This is a genomic window from Bradyrhizobium sp. Rc2d, assembly GCF_900099855.1.
Taxonomy (GTDB): domain Bacteria; phylum Pseudomonadota; class Alphaproteobacteria; order Rhizobiales; family Xanthobacteraceae; genus Bradyrhizobium.
Genome location: NZ_FNCU01000005.1, coordinates 102,652 through 129,276, shown reverse-complemented (window position 1 = coordinate 129,276; position 26,625 = coordinate 102,652). Strand labels below are relative to the sequence as shown.

28 protein-coding genes are annotated in these 26,625 nt (G+C 60.4%); 21 read left to right on the top strand and 7 right to left on the bottom strand.

Features of this window, described 5'->3' with window-relative positions:
• The first annotated feature begins 1 nt into the window (after position 1).
• The 7 genes from BLV07_RS09985 (at position 2) to BLV07_RS09955 (ending at position 9,161) form a co-directional block, all read left to right on the top strand.
• A complete protein-coding gene (locus tag BLV07_RS09985; protein WP_091883434.1) occupies positions 2-880 on the top strand; it encodes an ABC transporter permease in 879 nt (292 codons plus the stop codon).
• A gap of 53 nt (positions 881-933) precedes the next feature.
• Positions 934-2,244, top strand: a complete 1,311-nt coding sequence (locus BLV07_RS09980) for an NAD(P)/FAD-dependent oxidoreductase (RefSeq protein WP_091883430.1) — start codon at positions 934-936, stop codon at positions 2,242-2,244.
• A gap of 73 nt (positions 2,245-2,317) precedes the next feature.
• Entirely contained in the window at positions 2,318-3,742 is a 1,425-nt protein-coding gene (gene thrC / locus BLV07_RS09975) for a threonine synthase (RefSeq protein WP_091883427.1), read from the top strand.
• A 210-nt stretch (positions 3,743-3,952) separates the two neighbouring features.
• Entirely contained in the window at positions 3,953-4,798 is an 846-nt protein-coding gene (locus BLV07_RS09970; RefSeq protein ID WP_349524567.1) for a GNAT family N-acetyltransferase, read from the top strand.
• A 26-nt stretch (positions 4,799-4,824) separates the two neighbouring features.
• On the top strand, positions 4,825-5,994 hold the full coding sequence (locus tag BLV07_RS09965) for an alanine racemase (protein WP_091883861.1): 1,170 nt from the start codon (positions 4,825-4,827) through the stop codon (positions 5,992-5,994).
• A gap of 74 nt (positions 5,995-6,068) precedes the next feature.
• Positions 6,069-7,532 carry an aldehyde dehydrogenase family protein gene (locus BLV07_RS09960; protein WP_091883420.1) on the top strand — a complete coding sequence of 488 codons (1,464 nt, stop codon included), beginning with the start codon at positions 6,069-6,071 and terminating at the stop codon, positions 7,530-7,532.
• Between the two features lie 306 nt (positions 7,533-7,838).
• Positions 7,839-9,161, top strand: coding sequence for an NAD(P)/FAD-dependent oxidoreductase (locus BLV07_RS09955; protein ID WP_091883856.1), 1,323 nt, complete (start codon positions 7,839-7,841; stop codon positions 9,159-9,161).
• 248 nt (positions 9,162-9,409) lie between these two features.
• Here BLV07_RS09955 and BLV07_RS09950 read toward each other — a convergent pair whose 3' ends face one another.
• Together BLV07_RS09950 and BLV07_RS09945 are read right to left on the bottom strand one after the other, a co-directional pair.
• Positions 9,410-9,616: an FAD-linked oxidase C-terminal domain-containing protein gene (locus BLV07_RS09950; RefSeq protein WP_244551047.1), complete on the bottom strand. Its 207-nt coding sequence runs from the start codon at positions 9,614-9,616 to the stop codon at positions 9,410-9,412.
• 343 nt (positions 9,617-9,959) lie between these two features.
• Positions 9,960-10,259, bottom strand: a complete 300-nt coding sequence (locus BLV07_RS09945; protein ID WP_091883417.1) for a hypothetical protein — start codon at positions 10,257-10,259, stop codon at positions 9,960-9,962.
• A 246-nt stretch (positions 10,260-10,505) separates the two neighbouring features.
• Between BLV07_RS09945 and BLV07_RS09940 the strand changes: the two genes are divergently transcribed.
• On the top strand, positions 10,506-11,351 hold the full coding sequence (locus BLV07_RS09940) for a LysR family transcriptional regulator (protein ID WP_091883852.1): 846 nt from the start codon (positions 10,506-10,508) through the stop codon (positions 11,349-11,351).
• A gap of 122 nt (positions 11,352-11,473) precedes the next feature.
• On the opposite strand, the gene BLV07_RS48735 is transcribed toward BLV07_RS09940, so the two are convergent.
• Positions 11,474-11,743: a GreA/GreB family elongation factor gene (locus BLV07_RS48735; protein ID WP_244551046.1), complete on the bottom strand. Its 270-nt coding sequence runs from the start codon at positions 11,741-11,743 to the stop codon at positions 11,474-11,476.
• An 895-nt stretch (positions 11,744-12,638) separates the two neighbouring features.
• Here BLV07_RS48735 and BLV07_RS09925 point away from each other — a divergent pair.
• The 4 genes from BLV07_RS09925 (at position 12,639) to BLV07_RS50305 (ending at position 15,028) form a co-directional block, all read left to right on the top strand.
• Positions 12,639-12,965, top strand: coding sequence for a phasin family protein (locus BLV07_RS09925; protein ID WP_091883410.1), 327 nt, complete (start codon positions 12,639-12,641; stop codon positions 12,963-12,965).
• Between the two features lie 11 nt (positions 12,966-12,976).
• Positions 12,977-13,486, top strand: a complete 510-nt coding sequence (locus BLV07_RS09920) for a GreA/GreB family elongation factor (RefSeq protein ID WP_091883406.1) — start codon at positions 12,977-12,979, stop codon at positions 13,484-13,486.
• A 55-nt stretch (positions 13,487-13,541) separates the two neighbouring features.
• Complete coding sequence (gene rnk / locus BLV07_RS09915) at positions 13,542-13,949, top strand: nucleoside diphosphate kinase regulator (protein WP_244551031.1); 408 nt, start codon at positions 13,542-13,544, stop codon at positions 13,947-13,949.
• Between the two features lie 596 nt (positions 13,950-14,545).
• Positions 14,546-15,028 (top strand): universal stress protein, encoded by a 483-nt coding sequence (locus BLV07_RS50305; RefSeq protein WP_091883394.1) that lies wholly within the window; start codon positions 14,546-14,548, stop codon positions 15,026-15,028.
• Between the two features lie 1,332 nt (positions 15,029-16,360).
• On the opposite strand, the gene BLV07_RS09900 is transcribed toward BLV07_RS50305, so the two are convergent.
• Positions 16,361-16,747, bottom strand: a complete 387-nt coding sequence (locus BLV07_RS09900) for a DUF488 domain-containing protein (RefSeq protein ID WP_091883389.1) — start codon at positions 16,745-16,747, stop codon at positions 16,361-16,363.
• 116 nt (positions 16,748-16,863) lie between these two features.
• Between BLV07_RS09900 and BLV07_RS09895 the strand changes: the two genes are divergently transcribed.
• Complete coding sequence (locus BLV07_RS09895) at positions 16,864-17,121, top strand: hypothetical protein (protein WP_143035377.1); 258 nt, start codon at positions 16,864-16,866, stop codon at positions 17,119-17,121.
• A 496-nt stretch (positions 17,122-17,617) separates the two neighbouring features.
• Here BLV07_RS09895 and BLV07_RS09890 read toward each other — a convergent pair whose 3' ends face one another.
• Both BLV07_RS09890 and BLV07_RS09885 read right to left on the bottom strand, forming a co-directional pair.
• Entirely contained in the window at positions 17,618-18,130 is a 513-nt protein-coding gene (locus BLV07_RS09890; RefSeq protein ID WP_091883382.1) for a hypothetical protein, read from the bottom strand.
• A gap of 369 nt (positions 18,131-18,499) precedes the next feature.
• Positions 18,500-18,775, bottom strand: coding sequence for a PAS domain S-box protein (locus BLV07_RS09885; RefSeq protein ID WP_244551029.1), 276 nt, complete (start codon positions 18,773-18,775; stop codon positions 18,500-18,502).
• A 236-nt stretch (positions 18,776-19,011) separates the two neighbouring features.
• On the opposite strand from BLV07_RS09885, the gene BLV07_RS48725 reads away from it, so the two are divergent.
• Positions 19,012-19,533 (top strand): GreA/GreB family elongation factor, encoded by a 522-nt coding sequence (locus BLV07_RS48725; RefSeq protein ID WP_244551028.1) that lies wholly within the window; start codon positions 19,012-19,014, stop codon positions 19,531-19,533.
• 176 nt (positions 19,534-19,709) lie between these two features.
• Here BLV07_RS48725 and BLV07_RS47430 read toward each other — a convergent pair whose 3' ends face one another.
• Positions 19,710-19,886: a hypothetical protein gene (locus BLV07_RS47430; RefSeq protein WP_176945447.1), complete on the bottom strand. Its 177-nt coding sequence runs from the start codon at positions 19,884-19,886 to the stop codon at positions 19,710-19,712.
• A 1,085-nt stretch (positions 19,887-20,971) separates the two neighbouring features.
• Between BLV07_RS47430 and BLV07_RS09875 the strand changes: the two genes are divergently transcribed.
• The 7 genes from BLV07_RS09875 to BLV07_RS09845 all read left to right on the top strand — a co-directional run bounded on the left by BLV07_RS09875 (position 20,972) and on the right by BLV07_RS09845 (position 26,321).
• Positions 20,972-21,454 carry a universal stress protein gene (locus tag BLV07_RS09875; protein ID WP_176945446.1) on the top strand — a complete coding sequence of 161 codons (483 nt, stop codon included), beginning with the start codon at positions 20,972-20,974 and terminating at the stop codon, positions 21,452-21,454.
• Between the two features lie 59 nt (positions 21,455-21,513).
• Positions 21,514-22,668: an amino acid ABC transporter substrate-binding protein gene (locus BLV07_RS09870; protein ID WP_091883843.1), complete on the top strand. Its 1,155-nt coding sequence runs from the start codon at positions 21,514-21,516 to the stop codon at positions 22,666-22,668.
• 36 nt (positions 22,669-22,704) lie between these two features.
• Complete coding sequence (locus tag BLV07_RS09865) at positions 22,705-23,568, top strand: branched-chain amino acid ABC transporter permease (protein WP_091883368.1); 864 nt, start codon at positions 22,705-22,707, stop codon at positions 23,566-23,568.
• Complete coding sequence (locus BLV07_RS09860) at positions 23,565-24,512, top strand: branched-chain amino acid ABC transporter permease (RefSeq protein WP_091883359.1); 948 nt, start codon at positions 23,565-23,567, stop codon at positions 24,510-24,512. Before BLV07_RS09865 ends, BLV07_RS09860 begins: the two co-directional genes overlap by 4 nt.
• Positions 24,509-25,243 carry an ABC transporter ATP-binding protein gene (locus BLV07_RS09855; RefSeq protein ID WP_091883355.1) on the top strand — a complete coding sequence of 245 codons (735 nt, stop codon included), beginning with the start codon at positions 24,509-24,511 and terminating at the stop codon, positions 25,241-25,243. Before BLV07_RS09860 ends, BLV07_RS09855 begins: the two co-directional genes overlap by 4 nt.
• A gap of 2 nt (positions 25,244-25,245) precedes the next feature.
• Entirely contained in the window at positions 25,246-25,974 is a 729-nt protein-coding gene (locus BLV07_RS09850) for an ABC transporter ATP-binding protein (protein ID WP_502689910.1), read from the top strand.
• 107 nt (positions 25,975-26,081) lie between these two features.
• On the top strand, positions 26,082-26,321 hold the full coding sequence (locus tag BLV07_RS09845; RefSeq protein ID WP_091883346.1) for a hypothetical protein: 240 nt from the start codon (positions 26,082-26,084) through the stop codon (positions 26,319-26,321).
• Positions 26,322-26,625: the final 304 nt, after the last annotated feature.

Sequence of the window (26,625 nt, the reverse complement as noted above, 5' to 3'; positions counted from 1 at the left end):
TATGACCGCCATCGTCGCGCACGCAGCTCCGAGCCGCTGGTGGCACAGCCGTGCTGTTAACCGCTTCATGCGTCACCATCTGGCACTCCTGGGAATCGCGATGATCACCCTGCTTGTGCTGGCGTGCGCCATCGGTCCCTATGGCTTGCCCTACGACTCGCTCCATATTGATCTGCGCGCCCGCTTTGCTCCGCCCCTGACAGGCCACCATTACTTCGGCACGGATCCTTTGGGGCGTGACCTCGCCGTGCGGCTGTTGATGGCCGGGCGCGTCTCGCTGGCGGTGGGATTCTCCGCGATGTTGCTGTCGACGTTGATCGGGACGCTGGTCGGCGTGACGGCCGGTTATCGTGGCGGCTGGGTCGGGGCGGCGCTGATGCGGACGGTGGACGGCTTCCTGTCCTATCCCTCGATCTTCCTCGTGCTGGCGTTGGCCGCAACGCTGCGGCCGAGCCCGGTGATGATCACCGTGATCATTGCGGTCACGAGCTGGATGGAAACTGCGCGAATCGTCGAAGCGGAGGTCCGTTCGCTGCGCGAGCGCGAGTTCGTCCAAGCTGCGCGCATGGTGGGGCTCAGCAGGGCGCACATCATGTTCCGCGAGATCCTGCCCAATGCCATGGGTCCAATCATCGTCGCCGCAAGTCTGGCCGTCGCGCGCGCGATCCTTCTGGAGGCCTATATCAGCTTTCTCGGCTACGGCATCCAGCCGCCGCTACCCAGCTGGGGCAACATGCTCAATGGCGCCCAGCAATATCTGGCGAGCGCTCCCTGGCTTGCCATCATTCCCGGTGCCGCCATTACGATGGCGGTAACGAGCTTCAATTTCATCGGTGACGGTCTGCGAGATGCCCTCGACGTTCGAAACGACCACATCTGAACGATTTCAACCGAGTCGCGGCTGAACCCATCAACCATACGAGAAGCAAAGCCATGCACGCGCCGAGAGTCGCCGAGAAGGCCACGCCCTATTGGTGGGAAGCCGCGCCGCTTAAGCCGCCGCCTCAGCAGCCAATAGCCAAGAAGCTCGACGTGTTGATCGTGGGCGCGGGCTATGCAGGGCTCTCGGCCGGTCTGGTGCTGGCGCGCGAGGGCCGCTCGGTTGCGGCCTATGATGCCATGGACCCTGGCGAAGGAGCTTCGACGCGCAACGGCGGTATCACCAGCGGATCCATTCGACCCGATTACGCGACGCTCACGCGCCGGTTCGGAGAAGAGAAGGCGCTGGCGATCGAGGCGGAAGGCAAGGCCGCGCGCGAGTTCCTGTACGATTTCATCAGGACGGAAGGCCTCGCCTGCGACTTCCAGCCGGTGGGGCAGTTCAAGGGCGCCTTCGGCTATGAGCAATACGAGGCCATGGCGCGCACCGCGGAGAGGCTCGCAAAGAAACTTGGAATCGAAGCTTGCGCAGTTCCCTATGCCGAGCAGCGCAAGTACATTGGCACCGATGTCTATCGCGGCGGTACGGTTCGGATGGACATCGGCGGGCTGCACCCGGCGAAATTCCACGCCGAACTGCTGCGGGTCGCGCTCGCTTCCGGATTGACAGTCCACGCGCGGACGCCCGTGATCTCGATCGACAGAGATGGCTCCGGTTTCCGCGTCGTCACCGCGGCCGGTCCGGTGCAGGCGCGTCAGGTGCTGGTGTGTACCAACGGTTACACCGATGGCGCCGTGCCCTTCCTACGCCGCCGGCTGGTCCCGGTTCGCAGCCGGATCATTGCGACGGAGGAGCTTGCGCCCGAAGTCATGGCGCGGCTGATGCCGAAACGCATGATGATCACGGAGAACCGGGAGGTCGGCTTCTATTATCGGCCCTCGCCTGATGGCAAATGCATCTTGCTCGGCGGCCGCGACAGCTCTCGGGTCGGCGATCCCGTCGCTCCGAAGCTGCTTCTGCGCAAGGGCCTGGTGAATCTGTTTCCTGAGCTGGAGGCCGTCCGCCTCTCACACAGCTGGTTCGGCAATGTGGCCATGAACCGCGACATGATTCCGCGCATCTTCGAGAAGGAAGGTATCGTCTATGCCAGCGGCTTCTGCGGGTCGGGCGTGGTCTGGGCGCCATGGGTCGGTATGCATGCGGCCCGCAAGCTCATGGGACACGAGGAGCGGGCGCGCACCGCGTTCGACTTCAGGCCACCGGCCTTCATCCCGTTCTATCGAGGCAATCCGTGGTTCATGCCTGCCTTCGTTCAGGGCTACCGGATGCGTGACCGGATCGCGATGTGGCGCGCCAGCCGTTGACGGCCGGCAGCACAGCTTACAACCCAGGGTGTGACTTCCGGAGGCACTTCCGCCTCTCGAAAGAAGATTGACGATGCAGTACGTGTCCACGCGCGGCCATTCAGGCCGCAAGCAATTCTGCGAGGCATTGCTTGAAGGCCTCGCCCCGAATGGCGGGCTGTACGTCCCCGAGACCTATCCTCGCGTGGACCACGCCATGCTGGATGCGTGGCGTACGCTGTCTTACGCCGACCTGGCTTTCGAGATCCTGTCGCTCTATGTCGGCGATATTCCCTCCGCCGACCTAAAAGCCATCTGTGCAAAGACCTACACGCCGGAGATATTCGGAAAGCCTGACATCGCGCCGCTGCGAAAGTTGGAGAGGGGACTTTATCTCCAGGAGCTGTCGAATGGTCCCACGTTGGCGTTCAAGGACATGGCCATGCAGTTGCTCGGCAATCTGCTCGAGTACGAGCTGGCGCGCCGGCAGGAGAACTTGAACATTCTTGGTGCGACCAGTGGCGACACCGGAAGCGCGGCAGAATACGCCATGCGCGGCAAGAAAGGGGTGCGGGTGTTCATGCTCTCGCCCCGCGGACGAATGAGCGCCTTTCAACAAGCTCAGATGTTCAGCCTCCAGGACCACAACATCCACAACATCGCGATAGATGGCGTCTTCGACGATTGCCAGGACATCGTCAAGCGGGTGGCGAGCGATCTGGACTTCAAGCAGCAATACAAGATCGGTGCGGTGAATTCGATCAACTGGGCGAGGCTGCTTGCGCAGGTCGTCTATTACTTCTCCGGTTATCTGCAGGCGTCCGAACGGGGGGCGACAAGTGTAAGCTTTGCAGTGCCTTCGGGGAATTTCGGAAACATCTGCGCAGGGCATGTTGCGCGGATGATGGGGCTTCCCGTCTCCAATCTCGTTCTTGCGACCAACGAGAACGACGTGCTCGACGAGTTTTTCCGCACCGGCACCTATCGCGTCCGAAGCCGGGCGGACACGCTGGAAACCTCGAGCCCATCCATGGACATTTCCAAGGCATCGAATCTCGAGCGTTTCGTGTTCGATCTGCTCGGCCGCGATGCCAGACGGACGAAATCCCTGTTTGACGATCAGCTCAGGGAACGTGGGACGTTCGACCTAAGTGGAGGTCACCGCTTCGAGGAGGCAGCAATCCGTTTTGGCTTCCGCAGCGGCAAGAGCACCCATGCGGACCGGCTTGCCACCATCCGCGACATTTGGGAGCGCTACAACACCGTGATCGACCCCCACACTGCCGATGGGGTGACGGTTGCGCGCATGCACACCTCGCCTGAGATGCTGATGATCGTGCTCGAAACAGCGTTGCCAGTCAAATTCGCGGCGACGATCAGGGAGGCGCTGGGCCGCGAGCCGGATCGTCCGCAACGTTTCGACGGCATCGAAGACTTGCCGCGGCGAGCCAAAGTCCTTCCCCCGGATACACAGGCGGTCAAGGACTACATCGCCGATATTGTGCACGATGCGAACTGACAGCAGATTGGTCCTCCTGTCGGATCATCAACGAAATACTATGCCGAACTTTGTTCCCGTCTGATTGCGTAATGCTGTCGAGCCTGAGCTACGCTGCAGATGATGCGAGGGTCACCCCATGGTCCTCGTCCTGTCAGGCACTCGCGCCTGGTCAGGGCAACCCGAGCAAGAAGACTTCGCCCCATCATGTCAACGGCAGCTTACCAGGCCTTGGATCGCGACAACGACGTGGCGCTGCTTCCATTCGCCAGATCGCATCTGGAAGGCGCCCTAAAGCTCTCGCAGGAGATGTCCTGGCCCTATCGGCTCGAGGATTGGGATGTCGCGCTACAGTTGGGCCAAGGCTTTGTTCTGCAGCGCGCCGGAGTGGTGATCGGCACCGCGGCCTGGTGGCCCTATGGCGAGACCCATGCTTCCGCGGGGATGATCATCATCGCGAAAGCCGCTCAAGGCCGTGGCTACGGGGCCCGGCTGATGGATGCGCTGCTGGCGTCCGCGCGTCCACGAAGCATTGCGCTGAATTCGACCGCCGAAGGCCAGGCGCTTTACCAGCGGCGCGGTTTCGTCCCCATCGGGGTCATCCACCAGCATCAAGGAATTCCCAGAGGACGCCATGAGCTGCGGCCGTCCGAGCTCGTCAGGCCAATGGCTGCCTCGGATTTCGAGGTGATCATGCGACTCGATCGCGACGCTACGGGTTTGGAGAGACGACAGATGCTCGAAAAGCTGCTCCACAGCGGTGATGGCTATATCCTGCAGCGTGACGGCATGGCCCGCGGCTACGCCATCTCCCGGCTTTTCGGCCGCGGGTATGTCATCGGTCCTGTCGTCGCCGAAACCGCGACCGATGCACAGGCTCTGATCGAGGCTGCGCTCGCGCGGCTCGGCAGTGTTCTTGTCCGCATCGACACCTCTGCCACATCGCAACTCGGGGATTGGCTCGAAGGCGTCGGCCTAGAGCAGGTCGGCGATGCCACCACCATGATCTTGGGTACGCCGGCACCATCGAGCGGGCCGGCGCGCGTGTTTGCGATTCCCAATCAGTCGTTCGGCTAGGAGATATCGACGTGCTACGCGAGGAGATGAGCGGAACGGATCACAAGACCTCTGAGACGGCTGCAACGCTCGGCAGGCTGGCAACGCCGGCTCTCCTGCTCGACAAGCATCGGCTCGATTGCAATCTCGCCCGCCTGTCCTCGCGCATGGCGGAGCGGGGCGTCGTGCTGCGTCCCCACATGAAAACCGCGAAATCCATCGATGTGGCCCGACGGGCCTATCCGTCCGGATCGGGGCCGATCACCGTCTCCTCGCTGGCGGAAGCCGAGTACTTCGCGCGGCACGGTTTTCGCGACATGACTTATGCCGTGGGCCTGGCGCCTCACACAGCTGAAAGAGCGATGCGTCTGCGCAAAGCAGGCGTCGACCTCAAGGTACTGCTCGATTCGCCGGAGCAGGCGAGACTGCTTGGCGCCGCCGGTCGTGCCGCTGGTGTGGCACCGACCGCGTTCATCGAGATCGACTGCGATGGTCACCGCGGCGGGCTGACCGCGAACGATCCAAAGCTCATTGCAGTCGCGGTCGCGCTGGGCGAGGCCGGCGCCAAGCTCGCAGGGATCCTCACCCATGCCGGCGAATCCTACAGCCTCTTCACGCCCGAGGCTCTCGCCGCGGCCGCGGAGAATGAGAGGGCTGTGGCGGTCGCCGCGGCGGAGGCCTTGCGGGCGGCCGGGCACCAATGCCCCATCGTGAGCGTCGGCTCGACCCCGACGGCGCATTTTGCCGAAGACCTGACCGGCGTCACGGAAATGCGGGCCGGCGTCTACATGTTCTTCGACCTGGTCATGCACGGTGTTGGTGTCTGCACGACGGACGACATCGCGATCTCGGTGCTCACCACCGTGATCGGCACGAAGCCCGAGAAGGGCTGGATTCTGGTCGATGCGGGATGGATGGCGCTGTCGCGCGACCGCGGCACCGCGGCGCAGCGGGTCGACCAGGGATATGGTCTGGTCTGCGACGTGGCCGGAAAGGTTTATCCGGACCTGATCGCTTCGCAAGCAAGCCAGGAGCACGGGATCCTCGCCATCAGGCCCGGGTCGGCGCACGCTTTGCCCAATCTTCCAATCGGCGCGAAGGTCAGGATTCTCCCCAATCACGCCTGTGCGACGGCGTCGCAACATGAGTTGTACAACGTCGTCTCCGCCAGCAGCGACGCGATTCACGCCCGATGGCCCCGCATGCGCGGCTGGTAGGGCTGGCCGGCCATTCCCGGCCCCTGGTTCCTGCCGCTAATCGGCGCCCATTACCGGATCAAGGATCGCTTCCAATGACCTCGCCCCTTCGACATCTGACGGAAGCCGGCTTCCTCGGAAAATTTTACATCGACGGAGAATGGCGAAAGCCGATCGGATCAGTCGCGTCAGCAGCAACCGTCGTCAATCCGGCGACGGAGCAGCCGATCGCTGACGTCGCGCTCGGCGATGACGATGATGTGGACTGCGCGATCGCAGCCGCCAGACAAGCCTTCGCCGGCTGGTCCACGACACCGCCTGCTGAGAGGGCGGCGCTGCTCGACCGGATGCACGCTTTGCTCCTTGAGCGGCTGGAGCTGTTCGCGCAGGCACTTACCTGCGAGATGGGAGCTGCGATCACCTATGCGCGCCGCGCTCAGGTGCCGTTGGCCGCCGAGCATATCCGCGTCGCCCGCGACAATCTCGCGAATTATCCGTTCATCGCCGCGCGCGGCAGCACCGCGATCATGCGCGAGGCAATCGGCGTCTGCGGCCTCATCACGCCATGGAACTGGCCACTTTATCAGATTACTGCGAAGGTGGGCCCGGCGATTGCGGCCGGTTGCACGGTGGTGTTGAAGCCGAGCGAATTATCGCCGCTGAGCGCCTTGCTATTCGCTGAGGTAATGGACGATGCCGATTGTCCGCCCGGCGTCTTCAACCTCGTCAATGGGACAGGTCCGATCGTTGGCGCCGCTCTCGCGTCGCATCCGCTGGTCGACATGATCTCGATCACCGGCTCGACGCGGGCAGGAGTGCTCGTGGCGCAAGCGGCGGCGCCCACCGTCAAGCGCGTTGCCCAGGAGCTCGGCGGAAAATCGCCGAACATCATCTTGCCGGACGCCGATCTCAGCCGTTCTGTTCCGCTTGGCGTCGCCGCCGCCTTCCGCAATCTCGGCCAATCCTGCAGCGCGCCGACGCGCATGCTCGTGTCTCGCTCACACATGGAAGAGGTCGAGAACCTGGCAGCGGCAGCCGCTTCTGAACTGGTGGTCGGCGATCCGCTTGCGGAAAACACGACTCATGGTCCGATTGCGAACCGTCCACAGTTCGAGCGAGTCCAGGCCATGATCGGTGTCGGCCTGGAAGAAGGCGCCAAGCTCGTCATCGGCGGCCCCGGGCGGCCCGGCGATCTTCAGGTTGGCTTCTATGCGCGGCCGACCATCTTCTCGAACGTCCGTCCCGACATGAGGATCGCGCGGGAGGAGATATTCGGCCCGGTGCTGTCGATCATTCCCTACGACACCGTGGACGAGGCGATCGCGATCGCCAATGACACCGTCTACGGCCTCGGCGCCCACGTGCAGGGCACCGATATGGACACGGTGCGAACCGTCGCCGGGCAGATCCAGTCGGGTCAAGTTCATCTCAATTATCCTGACTGGGACCCCAATGCTCCCTTTGGCGGATACAAGCGTTCTGGCAACGGTCGCGAATACGGCATCGAGGGCATGGAGGAGTATCTTGAGACCAAGGCCGTCCTCGGATTTTACCGGTGAAAGCCAGCGATCTACCGAAGCAATCCATTCGAATAGGGGAATTTTAGCATGTTCGCGAAAAGATCGAACGCGGCGATTTGGTTTTGAACGCAATCGGCGCGGTGCTCGAAGGGCGCTGTTCCGGCAGGATCGCGCGGACGATATCACTCTCGCGCTTGAGCAGCTTCGTTCAATCAAGCGGCCAAAAAACCGAATATCTTGCGAAGTCCTGGATGATTTCAGCACATTCTACCGAGCGCACGATGCGATGAAATGCCTGATCGGAAGTTTGCTTCCGCATTCTTGGCAGCCAAGGTTCGTTGGAACATGTCGCCCCACGTCGAGCGCATTCACAGCGATGAGCGTCTCCCGGCCGAGGCCGACGTCGTCATCGTCGGCGGCGGCATCCTCGGCTCTACGGCCGCCTATTACCTGGCGAAGCGCGGCCTCTCCGTGGCGCTCCTCGAGAAGGGCCACGTCGCCTGTGAACAATCAAGCCGAAACTGGGGTTGGTGCCGCCAGCAGAACCGCGACCGGCGCGAACTGCCGCTATCGGTGCTCTCCATGCGGCTGTGGGACGAACTCACGCGCGATATCAATCGGGACCTCGGATTTCGTCGCTGCGGTCTCGTCTATGCGACCCACGACGAGGCTGTGCTCGCCGGCTGGGAAAAGTGGCGCGAGGTCGCCAGGGAGTACGACGTCGATACCCGCGTGCTGAGTCGGGCGGAGGTGGCCGAGCGCGTCCCCGAAGCGCGCGACAAATGGGTGGGCGGGACCTATTCGGAGCGAGACGGCAAGGCCGAACCTGCGCTCGCCGCGCCGGCTATCGCTGAGGGGGCCAGAGTTCTGGGCGCCACGATCCACCAGGGATGTGCCGCGCGGGCGCTCGACTTGGCCAATGGCAAGATTGCGGGCGTGCACACGGAGAAGGGCTACATCAGAACCAGCGCGGTCCTGTGCGCCGCCGGCGCCTGGTCCTCGCGCTTCCTTCGGCCGCTCGGGGTCAGTTTCCCCCAAGCGAGCATCCGGCAGACCGCGCTGCGTTCCACGCCGACATTTAACATAGGCGAGGCGGTCTCCACACCCTACTGCACGATCACGCGCCGACTGGACGGCAGCTACACGCTTGCGATCAGCGGCAAGGCGAACCTCGAAATCACGCCCCGGGCTATCCGGTATAGCCGGGAATTCATGCCGCAGTTCTTGCGTCGCCTGAAGAACGTCAGGCTCGGCATCGGCCAATCGTTCGTTTCGGGGCCGGATTCATTGCCGGCGCTGCTGACCAACGACGACCGGATCTTCGAACAGAATCGCGTGTTGGACCCGCCGCCCTTGAAATGGCTGGTGAGCCAAGTGGTGGAGAGTGTCCGGAAAACCTTCCCCCAACTCGGCGAGATCAAAATCGACAGCGCCTGGGGCGGTTTCGTCGATTGCACGCCGGACGCAGTGCCTGTGGTGTCGCAGGTGGACGGGGTGGACGGCCTCGTTCTCGCGGCGGGCTGCTCGGGTCACGGCTTCGGTCTGGGCCCGGGGCTCGGCTATCTGGCCGCAGAGCTTGTCGTAAACGACACGCGTTGCGTCGATCCCACACCGTTCCGGCTGTCGCGTCTGGTCGACGGCTCGAAGCTGGACATTGCCGCCATCTGAAGACGAGCCGGACGTCAGGCCCGACGCGTACCCTGGCGAGCAAAGGATTCGGAGCTGTGCTCGAAGATCCTCATCTGCGTGCGGGACCTGATCGCGATTTTAGCAGTCCCTAAGGGGCGTTTCCTCCCCAACTTGAGCCACTCCTTCGGAGTGGCTCTTTCTTTATGGACAAGACGATTTGGCTGATCGAGGTGCACCTGCCGAAGCCCCACCGCTTGGAAAGCGTCGCCAACTCGCCAGCCGATGGTTCAACGGGCAGACTTCTCGCCCAATGGGCAAACGATCGCGCCGGTGTTCATGATGTCCGCTGGATCAAAGGCGCTTTTGATCCGGCGCATCGCCGCGATACGCCCGATATCACCGTACCGTTCCAGAAGGTGCCTTTTAAAACGGCCGACGCCGTGCTCCGCGCTGAACGTGCCGCCGAGCGCCGAGGCCGTGTCGTAGAGCTGCAGATTGTCGGCAGCTTGCGCCGCTGTCGCACACTTTCTCGCGAAGCCTTTGGGACTTGAGAGAAGTAGTCGATGACTTCACGGGTCATCTATCGCGCCTCTGATGCTTGAAGTGGGGCGTCGCTACCCGTAGCCAAGATCGTAGGTTGCCCTGTGCTGAATTGAAAAACGGTACATATTTCAATGGGGGTTGACTGACACGCTCTCCGCCGTCTTTGATCGGTTGCGCAGATTACTTCGGCATCTCCAGATATTTCGATATCGACCGGCGTTTCCGGCCGATCGTCTGGCTCGATCCGGGAGCTTCTGCCGCGACTTTTCTTCGCCATCTGCTTGACCTCAGGTTCTAGATTACGACCACCCGTGGTTCCTGGCGCGATGGATGGTCCGAGAGGCGCCTCCAGCCGCGCAGTTCGGTTTGCGCTGGCCGCGCGATGCCGAGCACTGTCCCGCCGGAGAGAGCCGTCGACTGGACGCCTCCGATGTCGATCCCGACCGCGGGGCGCGAGTTGGCCGGAATGATAGCCTCCAGCGCCGTTTGCGCCGACACGAACCATCCGCCGGTGATGGTCGACACGGTGACGTTCTTGATCTTGCCGGCGATCGGTCGATGGATCGCGATCGGGATCCAGCCGTCCTCTGGCAAGAAGATGCGGTCGGACTCGATCTTGATCTGCTTGGGATCGGGACGGCCTTTCCTTGCGGCGGCGCTTGCCTGCCATTACGTCGCGCGCCAGCTCAGTGGTTTCCCCGTTGCATGGCCAATCCGTTGTGTCGGCCAGGCAGACCATGAGGACTGGCTTGGCCGTAGGTCAATTCCCGCCCATCGTACGAACAAGCAAATAAACGAATTGAATTGACATTTTGCTGCATCAATTATGCTATGGAAACGATGGATATCGAACTCGCCAGAACTTTCATCGAGATTGTGTCAACCGGTAGTTTCATCAAAGCTGCCGACCGTTTGCATGTCGCGCAGACCACGGTCAGCGCACGTGTGCGCCTCCTCGAGCAGCAGCTCGGGCGCCCGCTGTTCGTTAGAAACAAGGGCGGTGCGAGCCTTACCCCGGCTGGCGAACAGTTCCTTCGTTTCGCACCGACTTTCGTGCAATTGTGGCAGCGCGCCAAACAGCAAGTGGCAGTGCCGGAAGGACACAGCGCTGTCTTGACGATTGGAAGCGAAGTCAGCTTATGGCGGCCGCTTTTAATCGAGTGGGTCAGGGCGTTGAGGCGATCACACCCGGACATTGCGCTTCGCGTTCACGTCGACGTTCCTCAGGATTTGATTACGCACGTTGCTGCCGGGCTTGTAGATATCGCGATCATGTACGCTCCCCAACATCGACCAGGGTTGGAGGTCGATCTGGTCATGGAGGAAGAACTCGTTCTCGTGACAACCGATCTCGCGAAGTATCACGAGAACGATCCTCGATATGTTCACGTCGAATGGGGTTCTGAGTTCGCTCTTCATCATGCAGTGAGCTTTCCGGAAACCGTGCCGAGTCTCGTAACAAATCTCGGTCCGCTTGCGCTGAGCTATATCCTCATGGAGGGAGGTTCCGGGTACTTCCGAATGCATGCGGTTCAGTCATATCTTGCCGAGGGCTCACTTCACCTGGTTCCTGGCGCGCCTCGGTTCTCATTCCCCGTTTACGCCACACACGCGACAAATGTTGATGCCGCGGCGTTGGAGGCGGCACTCGTCGCGCTTCGCAAGGCTGCAAGCGTCGGGAAGTAGCTCGACAGGAAAGCGTGTCGACTCGTTCAGCAAGAGCACGTGCAATCGCGTCAGCATTGGCGAAACGCTAATGCCGACGGTCACCAAGACCGCCACCGTGCATGGACGCGCTGTGCCGCCGATTAGGTCGGCGGTGATACGTCGCTCGCTCGCACTTCAAGCACCGCGAGGCTTCGTTCCCTACCACGCTCGGTCCAATGAATTGACTGCCCAGGTCCAAGTCCAATGAGGGCGGTGCCAATCGGACTTAGAACCGAGATGCAGTGAGCGGTTCTGGTTTCGTCCGGAAGAACGAGACGACCGCGACAAAGATGTGAGGTTCCAAGCTCGACGAACTTCACCTCGCATCCGAGTCTGACGGCCGAACACCATGCGGCGGTGTCTGAAATCATATCGGCGCGATCAATCTCCTCTCGAAGAAGGCAATCGGTATCGACGCTCGTCGTCGGCAAGTCTTGAAGCAGCCTGAGCAGCTTTTGTCGGTCCATTCTCGTCAGAACTATGGACGGTCGGTCAGGACGTCTCTGTCCAGCGTCGGTCATGGTACTCTTCTCCCGGAGAGCAGCATCTTCCCATCGGCCGCCCTCAACGACAAACGAGTTTATTTGACCGTTCGATGCAATGAAAATGCTGGGCTGAGCGACACAGATCCAATGCGGCAGCGTGGCAAAAGTCGCAACGATAAGAGCTACAAAGCGCGCCGTGCAATTGCCGCAGGGCCAACGTGACCGCACGACCGTGGGGTCCTCTGCGTTCTCCGAATGATGCGCTATCCAGATCACGAATCCGCGCTTTGCTGTCTGAGATGTCAGGCGAGAGCTACCTCGTTGGTTGTTGATTCCAGCCTGGGCTTCACGCGCAGGACCAACTTGATCCGCGATGGGAATTCAAGCCCGTATCTCATCGCGGTTCAATTCCGCGGAGATCGGAAGGTGTCTAAGTACGGAGGTACGAAGCGGTTCGCGACAAAACGGCGCGGACAAACGGAGTATCTTGATTTAGCGGACCGTCGCGCCAAGTATGTGGGCATGATTATCATTGCGCTCGATCAACAATATTGCGTCGAGGGCCACCTGCAAATTGGCAGGTGACCCGGCAGCCTTAATGGTTGTCCGGGCATAACTATTTTTACAACAATCTTTCCTGCTCTGTCACGAGTTGCGTAGCACGCGCCGCGCGCTCGTTTGACATGAGCCTGTCGGCGAAGGTGCGCCGCGATACGAAGCTTGCTCAGTTGGCGACCGGCAACTGGACGCAATATCGAGCTAACACCGAAGGAGTCAAGCGATGACAGAGGCGAGAGAGTTCGGGCGATTGTACATAAACGCCGCGAATGACGCAGTTGCGACCATTGCGGACCATAGTCGCAAAACCGTGCAACTGGCCGGTAACAACACGCTGCAGTCATTTGCATATCTTGCCCGACTTGCAGGCGCCAAAACTGGAATGGAGGCGATCGAGGTTTCAGACGCGTATTATCGAAATCAGCTCGGCGCGCTGGGGCAGCACGCGAATAATCTGATCGATCTCACCCGTAGGATGCGAACCATATGTCTGGCCTCTTCTGAGCGCCAAGAGGTGGACGAAGGCGTCTTACCCACTCATGAAGACTGAGGAGTAGTGCAATGTCAAACATCGGAGTCGATACCACCGAGCGCTTGCCTTCGATTGTAATACCGCGACGAGACCATGCGCGCCTTGAACGCTTGGCCGATGATGCCGTGAAAGAACGTCATCCGGTAGGCAGCTTCTTGATGTCAGAGATTCGCCGAGCCGTCGTGTTCGAAACCAACCAGGTACCGGACGGTGCCGTGTGTCTCAACGAGTGGGTGACCTACAGGGTCGATGGTGGTCGGCAGTCCGAAAGCAAAATCCTGGTGTGCCCGCACGATCTTAGAAACGGGCTGGTGGAACTATCGGTTCTCTCACCGCTTGGTGCTGCCCTTCTCGGAATGAGCGTTGGGCAGCGTATGAAGTTCTTCAGTATCGAGGGAGGGCTTCATTCCGTCATTGTCGAAAGCGTCCTGGCGCCGGCGGGAGCACCCGTGTTGTTTCCGGCAAAATCCTGCCGCAGCGCCGGTCGGGCTTCCACTAGCTCTCCGGAGCCCGATGACGACGGCCCTCAGGCGGCCTAGGAGCGGATGTGTTGGCAGAGAGCTGGATCGCTCGATAAGACTTGAGGAGTGGGAAATGCAGCGCGACAGAGTAGCTGAGATGAGACCGCCGATTGCCATTGATGCTGATCATTTCACCAGACTATCGGCGCTCTCGTCGATGGCAAGCGGGCCGATGGCCGAGGTATGCGAATATCTTCGGGAGGAACTCGAGCGGGCGCATGTCCTCCCGGCAGACAAACTGCGTCCCGATATCGTCAGTTTCGGCAGCAAGGTGAAATTTCGGGATGAACAGACCGGAAAGGTTGAAGAAATAGTTCTAGTTTATCCGCTTGATGCCGATATTGCACGCCGACGTGTGTCCGTGCTGACGCCGGTCGGCGCCGCACTTCTGGGACTTTCGGTCAATCAGACGATTTCGTTCCGCACCAGAACCGGCGAAAGGCGCGAGCTCACCGTGCTCAAGGTCGGCCGCGAAGACTAGTCGGGCGCCGAAGAGAGAACGTGGGCGCGATGGATGCCATCGCGCCCCCTTTGATCCAATCAGCTCGTTGCAGGGTTGCGATTGGGTATACCTAATCCGACCGATGTCTATCGTGTCTCGGATTCGCCTCGTGCTCGATCCCCCAAAGGGTCCACACGAGGGCAATCCCCAGGCAGACAATAATTGCCAAAAGGAGCAATGTCAGTTGGGGCGCTGTGAGCGCGGGGGTGCCCATAGCATGCTTGGCGAAATTTTCGAGCGGCAGAGGCATTGCATCCGTTTCGATCGTCCGCGTGCGGCGTCCCCATGGGGCCTCCTGAGTTGTCGTCCATTGTGCTAGTCTTGCAAACGAAAAATGTTGTCAGTTCTCATCGACAAGAATGCTAGGTGCAACAGCCGGCAAGTCGTGCGCCTATGGTCGTTTAGACTGAAGAATTCTAGCGCCATTTTCATTCGGCCAATCGGCATCAACCGATGATGGTTTTCGTTTGTCAAATGTTGATCGACGTGTAGGTTGACATCAGCTTGGTCCGCGGGCCAGGAGCGGGAAAAATGCCGACAGACCATGCATCCGAGGAACCATTGCGGGGCCGTCGATGTTCCGAGCTTCAACGGATGTCAAACCAAGGACTCTGATGTACAGAAGGATTCTCCTGGCTTTTGATGGATCACCGCATGGCCGCGACGCACTGGTTCATGCCCAGAATGTGGCAGCCGCGTGCGGTTCGACAGTTCATCTCGTTGCGATCGTTGACTCGTCCGAGCAAGTGCTCACCTTCGAGGGAGGGGCATCGTTTTTCGTGAATCAGGGAGTTGAAACGCGGGCACTGCTCGACGAGGCTGTGAGGCAGCTCACGGGCACCGGGTGCGCCGCAGCAGGCAAGCTGAACTATGGGAGGCCGGCAGAACAGATAATGCTCGCCGCCGTTGAGATAGGCGCGGATCTGATTATCGTCGGTCGCCGGGATCAAGGAGCGCTCGCCCGCTACTTGAATGGCCTGGCAGATGGATCGACCTTGCCTCAGCTGCCATGCAGTGTGCTTGTAGTGGCGAAGTCTGAGCGCACGCAAGCAGCTTAACGCCCATGAGGCACAGACGTGGCTACCGAGCGCGCAGCCTCAGCATTTCCTTTTGTCGAACCCCGGTGCACCACCAACCCCTCCTGGCCTGACGCCGACTGATGATGGTCGCCTGAATCGAGTTCGCAGAAGTGTGACTGTGCGGCAAAAGTCCGCAGCTGCCTTGGGATCGCGTCTTTGGAGCATACATGAGAGCAATCATGTTTGATCGAGTTTCCAATCACTCTCCTCGCAGCTCGGGGTATCGACAAATCCGCTCGTGAACCGGGCGTGCGCCGCATCGCGTGCTCGCGCCCGGGATGTCCGAAGCCCCCAATCTGGTTCCGCAGTGAAGCAGGGGGCCTCGTCTTTGCGGTTACAGCCCCCCGAGGATGTTGAAATGAATATTGTTGGAGCGACAGACGTTTCCACTAGCTCGAGTCGTGCCTTGCGGCAGGCGGGCATGCTCGCACAAACCCAGCAAAGCACGATTGCACATCGTCCACGTCGTGGACGATGACCTCGCGAGAGGGTAGCCGCAGGAAATCCATTCGCCAAGCCGCGCATTCAGCGCGGTCGCGGAGAACAGGTCAGCGGGCTTCGATGCCCGCCGAGATAGGAGAGATTAGTCGTGACAAGAGAAATCGAGACCCGAGAACAGCGCGAGAGGCGGGAATTGGATGAGGAATTGGACAGGCAGCTGGAACAAACATTCCCCGCGAGCGATCCGCCGAAAATCACGCGCCCTGCTCCAGCTAGGGGAAGCAGGTAGGCCAGAACGGTCCGGCCGCGTGGCTTCCGCGGCCACGGATCATTGGCGCCCTGACGGTTATTCCCCATTCTCTCCGCGCAGACGGCTGGCGCCCAACGAGGATGATCAATGTGATCGGCGTCGTGTGTGCAAAGCGTGTGCGAACGGATCGCGGCGCCCGATGCGAGCACGCGGTCGAGGTGTTAGCTTCCGACCATGTGGCCGACAATCAGCACTCCGGCGAAAAGCAAGATTCGCCGGCCGATGTGACAAGGCGTGAACTATGCGGCAGCATTGGCGCGCGCGAATGTCGGCATCACCGCGGGCGCCCCACTCGAAAGCGGCGCGCCCGGCGGCTCACTTGAATTCCCACTGCCGGCGGCGGTGCTGGGCCATGAGGACGGCGCAGGCATAGCGGTTCTTAATTGTGGGAGACTACTGAACGCACCGATACGGGCGGGCGGGCGCTGCGATTAGGTGTGTTTTTAGATATCCGCCGCGCGAACTTGGCTTTGATCCATCGAGATCGCGAGAAAACCTTGCTAATCAGGAGATAGTAAAGTCTCGCATCGTGTTCGGTTACCGTTTGAATGCGAGCGAGACTAAGACGCCTCGGAGGTGCTCCGGCCGAGCAAGAACTCCCTAAGAACGACGGCATCGTTGTGAGCAGCATCACGCGCTGCGAAAACGAGCGTAATACGCCCCCGTTGGGCAAGGGCGCGCAGCTCGTCAAGCCGCTCGCGGTGCTGGCGCATCTCTTCCGAGTAACGGCGGCGGAACTCGGGCCAACGATCGGGATTGTGCCCGAACCACTTCCGCAGCCCGGTGCTTGGCGCAATATCCTTGGCCCACAGGTCGATCGCGGCGTCCACTTTCCTGACACCGCGGGGCCAAAGACGGTCTACCAGGATTCGCGTGCCGTCACCGGAGTGAACATCATCGTATGCGCGCTTCAACTTGATGTTCTCCGCGACAATCTTGCTTCCCATCGATGCCTCTCCCTTCTCTCGAGCGGTCCGCTCGATTCCGAGCGACGATCTAATCTGTTCCGATTCTACTCGATGATCGTGCGACCGTATTCGCCTGTGCAGTCTTGCTGACGACGTTGATCGGCTCGCCGGAATCCCTGGTCGAATTCCGCACGTTGTTTCCCAAAATGGCGATCGAGATGAATAGCGCCCCGACGACCACCCACACCGTCAATCCACCGATCCCATCCTCTGCCCAGGGCGCGGCCGATGAGGGACGGCCATGCGACGGCAATAGATCGATCAAGCGACCAGCCAGCACGATTGCCTCCGACGAAGACCATTGCTCGCTCTTCGATTGTGAAATCGTCGCGGCAAAGCTTTGTATCGCCTGAGCCTTTGAAAGGTTGGTTAGGCGAGCCGCCTCCTGCCAGGGATCGACGTCCTGGCGTGCGAGTAGTGACAAGACGCTCAAGTTGTTCTGGTCTGTCTCGCATATCGAGGCAAACAGGAATGCATCGTATTGAGAGTCGAGACCGCATGGTCCGGCCATGATATCCTCCCATGACCTCATTGCTTCATCGGCGCTGAGGCGTCCCGCGCGCCGTCGGCGGAGTTTGATTGAACATCACAAGATTGATCGGTGCTTCAGTCGCAACTTGGGCAAACGGGCGCCCCGCCATGTATCGTCCGTGGCGACACGCGATTTCGCGCAAAAGCGGGTAATCTTGGGGGATCGCTTGCCGGAAATGTGTCCTCTAGCTCCCGATTCAGTTGACGGTCGATCTCTCTCTTCTCCCGCTGTGCAAAAGAATCTCTGGCGGTCACGACAATCTCCCTTCGTTTTTGCATGTGTCGCGCGACACGAAAGACCTGCTGGCCCTACGCGGGCTATGCGGCGATGGCTTCAAGCTGCTCGACTTGTTTGCGGTGTAGCAGCAGCAAGTAGATGAGCTTCGCATTCAGTTTGGAATCGAAGATATCCACGACGGCATCCTCGATCATGTCGGCCAGCATGGCCTGATTGCGGCTTGCGAATCTTATTCGGCTTCGGAGGCTGCAATCGATATTGGGAATGGCGTCCGCCGCCTTTGCGCGAAGCATGCCGGTCCCGCCTCTCGCGGCAATCTCCTTTCTGAGCAGGATGCAAATCGCTCCCTGGCCCATTTCGGCCTCCAAGGCCATGTCTGCAAGATGGGTGCAGGCCGCACGACCGATCGCCGCGTATGCGGTCAGGCCGATGTGTTCGCCGTCAAGCAACTGCTTGAGAAAGCTCAGTATCTCCTCTTTGGACCAATAGCCAAAGTAGCTGGAGTCGAGCGCATTCGCCTTGAGAGGAGAAGGCGCAAACTGCCGGATCGTGACGTCTGCGTTTGTCTGTTGGGGTAACCGGGCTTTCCGCATGATGTCGTTTCCCTGCGAGAACGAGAAGGGTCTGCAGTCCTTGGCTCATTGGGCCATCGATGTCTGGGGCTGCCGCGCATCAGTACCGGCCATTCGGCCGAGATCTACAAGCGAAAAGTATTGCAAGTTTGCATCAAGAATGTTGTTGGCTTGTGGGAGCGCGAGGGTGCGCTTGCGCCAGGCGCATGTCGCTCCTTCCTGATCTTGTGAAGCGAAGATGCGATCGGCTATGACGGCCGAAGTCAGGTCGTGCGTGCGGCAGAACGCTCTCGCTCGATGCGTTCGGTGACGTCGCGGGTCATGGCGACCGAGCCAAGCACGTCGTCGTCGTCGCCCTTCACGAGGGCAAAGGTCATCTCGACGTAGAGCCTACGTCCGCTTATGCAGGGCTCGCGTCAAAGTCGGGCGACCTTGCAGCTTCATTACGCCGGTTGACATAGCTGCGTCGAAGCCCCGCCAGTGCGGAGCGCGCAGATGCTCTGGAATGATCAGATCGAGACGTTGTCCGAGGGCCTCTTCCGAGGAGAAGCCGAACATGGCCACCGAAGCGCGATTCCATCGCGCGATATCACCCGATCGGTCTGCGTAGATGACGGCATCGGGAGTTTGATCAAGAATTGTCTCAGACAACAGTTCGTTTTCCATGGGGCCCTCTGGTGAACGATATCGTCTAGCCCTGATCGGGCGGTCAGTCGTCAACTCTCGCGCGGCGCCGGAGTTCACGGTGGCGGCACTTGAATCGTTGAACACATCGGAGGCGACGCTCAAGCGTCAGATTCAGGAGGATAGATCAATTTTCTTGATCGTGACGCGCAATGTTCTTCGCTTGTGTTGAGCGAGCCGTTAGCGAAAATAGCGACGTTCGACACCAGGAGTCCGCAATGAATACGCCCGACTGCGATCCGATTGCACTTCCTCCAGTCATGCTTTCAGAGGCGGACCGAGACAGGCTGTACGCCATCGCCATCGCCGCGCTGACGAACAGCCGTGTGGCGTCGTCCGCGTCGAACGTGCTACGGGAGATATCTCGGGCGAAAATCGTCCCTGATGACGAGCTTCCAAAGAACGTCGTAGCAGTCAACTCGCACGTGGACGTGCGCGATAATGTTACCGGCACGGCAAGGCAGGTCGTCCTCGTCATGCCCGACGAAAACGTCGATACAACCGAACGCGGTTTCGGTATTGAGTCCCCTGGGAGCAGCCTTGATAGGATTGTCGGAAGGCCACTCGGTCGACTGGTGTTCAGCAAGCGGCGAGCCGAGCAGCGTGACTGTCCTCCGGTCGACAGCGAGTTCGGCAAGATCGTCAGCCCGTGCCGATCGGCATGTATCGCGCAGTCAGTCCAGTTCATGAAGGGTTCTGTTCCCTGCGACACAATTGCAGCGTCGCATGGCCGCGCATGACGTCCGTGCTGTCGAGGTCGCGCTTCACATGCGATTGAACGCCGTCTCGTTCGGGCCGAGCTCGCGGGGCTCGGCCCGTCTTTTTGGCCAGTTCTGATATCATTGCCCCTCGTGCCGGCAAGAATGGATCGCGGCAACGAGCAGTGCTTCTCCGTGCTCGTTGTCTGCGTCGAAGGTCAGGAGAACTTCTCAGCAAATTGCTTTGCCAGAGCGTCGGCGGTGGCATCTGCGATCTGATAGATGTGAGTCTTCATCTCTTCCCAGGTTTGAGCCTCGGCGTCGTACTGGTGATCGGTCAATTGCTGGATCTGCTGGATGTGATGACTACCGTGGGCCTGGAGCAGGCCGTTCACTGCATCCTTCTGCAGATATGGGTTTGCCTTGCTCAGAAAGTTTGCAATCTCCTCAGCGTTCGAAGTCAGAGACTGAGTTACCGCGCCTTGCCTGGTGGCGTCGCCTGCGACCGTCGCTGCAAGATAGGCTTTTACGGCACCATAGTGCCCCGCAAGGAGCTTGAAGAAGGCGTCCTTGGCCGCTGCGCCGTAGAATGGCTCGATGGCCGCGGCGATGGATTGAGCGTTGGCAACGGCTTGTCGTTCTGCCGTTTTTGCGATCGCTCCCTGCTTTTCGATCGTCGCGAGCGAGACGGCTCTTACCCAGAAAATGTGTCCGATCCAAAGATCGCGAAGCGTGGCCGCCGTCTCGGAAGTCTTGTCGGTTCGCGTTTTCCCTTGTTGAAGCGCGAGCGCCTGCCGGCCGCGAACGCGCTGTTGGAGAGAGGCAGAAGACCGGCGATAGCGGCGCCGACGGTGAGAAGCTCACGACGATGGGCAAGCTGGCGTACTACGTCTCGCGACATCGAAACCTCCTTGGGCGGACCTGAGCCGCTTTGTTGTGTGCTTGAGAGAACTGTATTCATCCGTGGTTGAACGACGCAAACGAAATTCGTTGACAGTTCAATGCAAGTTCGATGCAGGTGGCTGTTCAAACGGACAGCGTCGACACCCTTGTCGCATCGTCACATGTCACGTCTTAGAGCATTCTCGGATTGTGCGTTGTTGCCATGCGAGACCCCGCAGCAACAAAACCGATATCAAGTGTTGATACTTTTCGTTTGTCAAACTTGATCCCAGACATACGTTGATTACGGCTTGATCGTGCAGATCGTTGGCGCCGACCGCGTGCTGCAGAGGAATGCCGAGATGACGCAAACTTCAGTAAGTGCTCTTTTAAAAACGCTTCGGCGGGCCTTCGACGGTCGATGGTGTCGACACTGTCCTGAAGGCTCAATGGCTATCGGCCATCCTTGCTCCAGCAGCTTGAACGTGTCGATGAGGCGCCCGCCGCTCGCGCCGTCTATAGGGCCAAGATTGCCGGTTGCCTCGGCGGTCAGGCGTGTCGCTTCTGGCCGCGCACAAGTATGGAAAGGAAACCTCACATGTATAAGAAAATCTTGCTGGCTTTCGACGGCTCGCCCGATGGCCGCGAGGCACTGGCGCAGGCCGAGACGTTGGCATCAAGGTGCGGTGCGACGGTTCATCTTCTGGCGATTGTCGACGCTGCCGAAAGCATGCTCATCGGGGAAGCGATGACTTATATCCCCGAGAGTCAGCGGTTTGTGATGCAGAAGGTGCTCGACGAAGGCGTCAAGCGTTTCCAGCGCGCTGGATGCATCGCGACCAGCGAGATCCGGTATGGAAGGCCAGCCGAACAGATAGTGCAGTCTGCCCGGGAAATAGGCGCCAAGTTGATTGTTGTGGGGCATCGAGATCAAGGGACCCTTGCGCGCTGGTTGAACGGATCGGTGGGCGAGTCGATCTTGCATCAACCACCCTGCAGCGTTCTCATCGCCATAAAGCCCCAGCAGACGGCGAGCAGCGTCGCGCCGATACCGCAACCAAAGGCGAGGAGGAAAGCATGAACTCCGTGTTCAAAATCTCTCCTCTGTCGGCTCTCCTGCTGTTTGTGGCAGCCGTCTCGATGCCGTCGGGCGAGGTCCTTGCAAAGGAGATCGTCTTGGGAGCGTCGGTACAGCTGACGGGACCCGTCGCCAATACCGGCCGCTACTATCGCGACGCTTATCAGCTCGCGGTCGATCGCGTTAATGCCGCGGGCGGCGTCAAGATCGGCAATGAATCGTACAAGCTCGCGCTCAAGCTCTACGACAATCAGTCCGACGTGAACTTGAGTGTGCGTCAGTACACGCAGTTGGTTTCGCAGGACAAGGTCGATTTCCTGCTGGGGCCGTTTGCGAGCAATTTCGCGCTTGCGGATTCGGCCGTGTCCGAAAAATACAGGATTCCAATGGTGCAGGGGGGCGGCGCGTCCGACCAGATCTTCTCGCGCGGCTTCAAGTACATCTTCGGGACGCTGGCGCCGGCCAGCAACTATTTTGGCTCGACAATCGAGATGTTGAAGGGGCTCGATCCCGCGCCCAAATCGGTCGCGCTGCTGTACGCGGACGATGCCTTCGACGTTTCGGTGGCGGAGGGGACTCGACCAAAATTGAAGGAGGCGGGTCTGACGATGGTCATGGACGAGCGATACAGCACGAACGCCACCGACTTCAGTTCGCTTCTGTCGCAGATCAAAAGCAAGAACATCGATGCGGTGCTGGTCGCCGGTCATGAAACCGAGATCCTGAATTTCGTGCGACAGGCGAAGAGCCTAGCGGTCGCTCCGAAGATGTATTCCTTCACTGTGGGCGTTCCCAGCGAGGATTTCCGCAAGGCGCTGGGCAAGGATGCCGATTACGCCTTCGGCATGACGGCCTGGCTGCCTTCGGCAGACCTGAAGGACCGCTGGTTTGGCGATGCCGCGCAGTTCGCGGCCGTCTACAAGGCGAAGTTCGGCTACTACCCCGATTATCATGCCGCCTCGGGCGTCGCCGACGTGGAAGCCCTGGTGCAGGCCGCGGAAATTGCAGGCTCGACGGATCCCGCGAAGGTGCGCGACGCGCTCTCGAAAGTGAAGTTCGAAAGCCTGTATGGTCCGGTTGCATTCAATGAGAACGGCCAGATCGATCTGCCCCAGACGGTCATTCAAGTTCAGGGCGACCGCTTGGTCGCGATTTACGGCGGCAATGGCAAGATCGCGCCGCCGAAATATCCCATGCCGGCCTGGGACGTGCGCTAGGCACACTGCGAAGCCTTCGACTGAGAAGAGGAAGATGTGGACCTGCTTGCGCAAGTTCTTGTCAACGGAATGCTCCTGGGCGGTCTGTACGCCGCGATGGCGCTCGGTCTCGCCCTGGTCTGGGGCGTGCTCAATATCGTCAACCTTGCGCATGGCGCGTTCATCATGCTCGGCGGCTATGTGTCCTGGTACCTGTACACTTATGTTGGCATCGACCCGTTTATGGGGCTGCCGCTGACCGCCGTGGTGATGTTCGCGGTGGGATACGGCGTGCAGCGAGGCCTTTTGAACCTGATCGTCAGGGCCCCGATGTTTAACACTCTGCTTGTGACCTTCGGGATCGAGGTCGTGCTCACCTACCTGGCTCAGTTGGCGTTTTCAGACGACTTTCGCGCCATCAACCCGTCCTCTGCCGGTAACAGCATCGCCTTGGGAACGGTGGTGCTGCCGGTGTCGCGTCTTCTGGCGTTCGGCATTGCAATCGTGTTGACGGTCGGCATGTGGCTGTTCTTGCTGCGCACACGGCTCGGACGTGCGATCCGCGCCACCGCGCAAAATCTGGTCGCGGCCCGGCTCTACGGCGTCGAGCCCCGGCACCTCTACGCCATGACGTTTGGAATCGGGATTGCGCTGGCTGGGGCCGCCGGAGGCCTCTACGGAACGGTGTCGCAAATCAACCCGTATATCGGCGCGGCGCTGACGGCCAAATCCTTTGCCATCTCGATCATCGGCGGATTGGACAATCCGCTCGGCGTGATCGTCGGCGGCTTGTTCCTGGGAATCCTGGAGTCCCTGACCGCGCTCTATATCGGATCGACCTTCTCCGACGTGGCAAGCTTCGGCGTGCTGGTGTTGGTGCTGATCGTGCGCCCCAACGGTCTGCTCGGTAAAGCGGCATGAAGACGGCACGCACCATGCTACTTCTGGCCGCGCTTGCCGTCCTGGCGGCGGTGCCGTGGTTCGGTTCGGACGTGCTCATCCAGTTCGGCATCAATGCCCTGCTTCTGGCCGTTCTGGCGCAGGGCTGGAACGTCATTGGGGGCTATGCGGGCTATGCCTCCTTCGGCAATTCGGTTTTCTACGGGCTCGGCAGCTACGGCGTGGCCATCGCGATGGCGCAGTGGCAATTGCCTTTCTGGGTCGGCCTCTTGTTCGGCGCGGCGCTTGCGGTCGTGTTTGCCGTGCTCATCGGGATGCCGGTGCTGCGGTTGAGGGGGCACTACTTCGCGATTGCGACGCTGGCGCTCGCCCAGGTCATGGCCGCGATCGTTTCCAACGTGAAACTGGCCGGGCGGAACGTCGGACTCGTCTTGCCGCCCCTCAACAACGACCCGCTGTTTTACGAGTTGTCGCTGCTCCTGCTCGTGCTCGCGACGCTGACCGTCTACTGGCTGACACGCAGCCGCTTCGGCTTTGGATTGATCGCTATCCGCGAAAACGAGGAAGGCGCGGCGGTGATGGGTGTCAATACGACCCTCTACAAAACCGTGGCTTTCGCCATCTCGGGCGTATTCAGTGCGCTGGCGGGCGGCATTCACGCCTATTGGGTTACGTTCATCGACCCGGAAAGCGCATTCGATATCGGCCTGAACGTCAAGATGATCATCATGGCGGTATTTGGCGGACCCGGGACGGTTTTCGGCCCCGTCGTCGGGGCGCTTTCGCTTTCGGCGGTCTCCGAGCTTCTGTCGAGCGAGATCACCAGTCTCGCGGGCCTGTTCTTCGGCGTTATCGTCGTCGTCGCGGTCGTCTTGATGCCGCGCGGCCTGGCCGACGTGCTGCGGCGCTTTCGCAGCACGGGCTGGCGCTACTTCGCCGAAAATATTCGGAGCCATCAGCTATGACGGCGATGCTCGAAATCAGCCACGTCACCCGGCGCTTTGAGGGCTTGGTCGCCGTCGACGACGTCAGCTTCATGCTGCTGCGTGGCGAGATCCTCGGCCTGATCGGTCCGAACGGTGCAGGCAAATCCACGCTGGTCAGCCTAATAAGCGGAACGCTGGCTCCCAGCTCCGGCGACATCCTCTTCGAAGGAAGGTCCATTGTCCGCTTGCCTGCATATCGCCGTGCGAGACTGGGCATAGGCCGCACCTTCCAGATCATGCGTCCCTTTCCCGGTTTATCGGTTCTGGACAACGTCGCCGTGGGGGCACTGTTCGGACGGGGAGGCGGACAGGTCCAAATGGCGAGAGCCCGCGAGCAGGCCCGCGCTCAGCTCGATTTCGTCGGACTGGCCAAAAATATCGATCAGCGGGCCGACGAATTGGGGGGGCCGGGCCGCAAGCGGCTCGAGCTGGCAAAGGCGTTGGCAATGAAGCCGAAGGTTCTTCTGTGCGACGAGGTCATGGCGGGCCTCAATCAGGTCGAGATCGAAGACGTGATCGAAGTGATCCGCAAAGTTCGCAATGAGGGGATCAGCGTCCTTGTCATCGAGCACGTCATCAAGGCCATCAGGAGTCTGTCGGATCGGCTGCTGGTGCTGAATCATGGCGTGAAGATCGCCGAGGGCGATCCGGGCCGCGTCCTGTCGAACCAAACGGTCGTCGAGGCCTATCTCGGCAAGAGGCGGGCATGAAATTGGACCCGGCAGCCAAGACGGTCCCGCTGCTTGACGTGCGCGGAGTAAGTGCGGGCTACGGCGAAATGCCGGTCTTGCAGGACGTAACCCTGAAGATCTACCCGGCCGAGGTCGTGGCACTGGTCGGCAGCAACGGAGCAGGCAAAACCACTTTGCTGCGCGCGCTGTCGCGCGTGCTTCCCTGCCAGGGCAGCATGACCTTAAATTCCCGGAACCTCTTGCCGATGACGTCCGACGGTGCCTTTAGAGCCGGCCTCGTGCAGGTTCCTGAAGGTCGTCAGCTCTTCGGCCGCATGAGCGTACGGGACAATCTGTTGATGGGCGCGTTCGTACGCGCGGACAAGTCTGCAATACGCCGAGACCTGGACAGAATGTACTCTCTATTTCCGCGCCTGGCGGAGCGCCGGCGTCAGCTTGCCGGCAGCTTGTCGGGAGGCGAACAGCAGATGTGCGCGATGGCCCGCGGATTGATGGCCGCTCCGATCCTCTTGATGATCGACGAGATGAGCTTGGGACTGGCACCCGTGGTCGTGGAGCAGTTGATCGATGCGCTGGTGGCGATCCGCAGCGAGGGCGTGACAGTTCTGTTGGTCGAACAGGACGTCAATCTGGCTCTGTCGGTTGCCGACCGAGGTTACGTCATGGAAACCGGACATATCGCTCGCAGCGGGTCCGCCGAGCAGCTCATCGACGATCCAGAAGTCCGACGTGCATATCTCGGGCTTTGAGACATCGGCCTGCCGACGGAACGAACGTATCGAGGAAGACCGATCCGATGTGAAGGCGTGCCGCGGGAAGACAGTTTCGTGCCATGCTGGACGGGGAGTATGTTGAAATGCCGGTTCTGCCCAAACCGAAAGTCGAGCACACCGTCATCAAGCAGCAAGCCATCAATAAACTGAAATCGCTGCAACGGAGCAACGACGGCTGCAACGTGCACGGCAGCGCCGAAACGGTGATCTGCGACTTCCTCGACGCAGCTGGTTATGAAGAGATCGCGCGCGAATTCCGGAAGGTCCACGAGATGTATCCGGTGGCGGTCCCCAGATACTCGAGGCCTTCTGGGCGATCGTAGGCGGATGAGACGAGCGGCGGGCGCGATGGCTCGCTTGGTCCGGAGCGGCCATGCCGTTTCGCTGCCGGCAAAGGGGTTGGTCCCGCTCCTTTGGCTCAAGTCTTCATTCGCCGGAGAGCCACAAGCGTCATCGATGATTGACACAGCCAATTGGACCGTGGTCCGCAACGTCTCTGGCGTCGGCCTGGAAGAAGGACGCGAATTTTGAACGATCAAGAATCATGCATTTAAGCTGCAATTAAAATCGATTGCCGCTCGGGTTCTCTGATGGAAGATAGATGCAACCACTTGCTTTGAAGGTCGC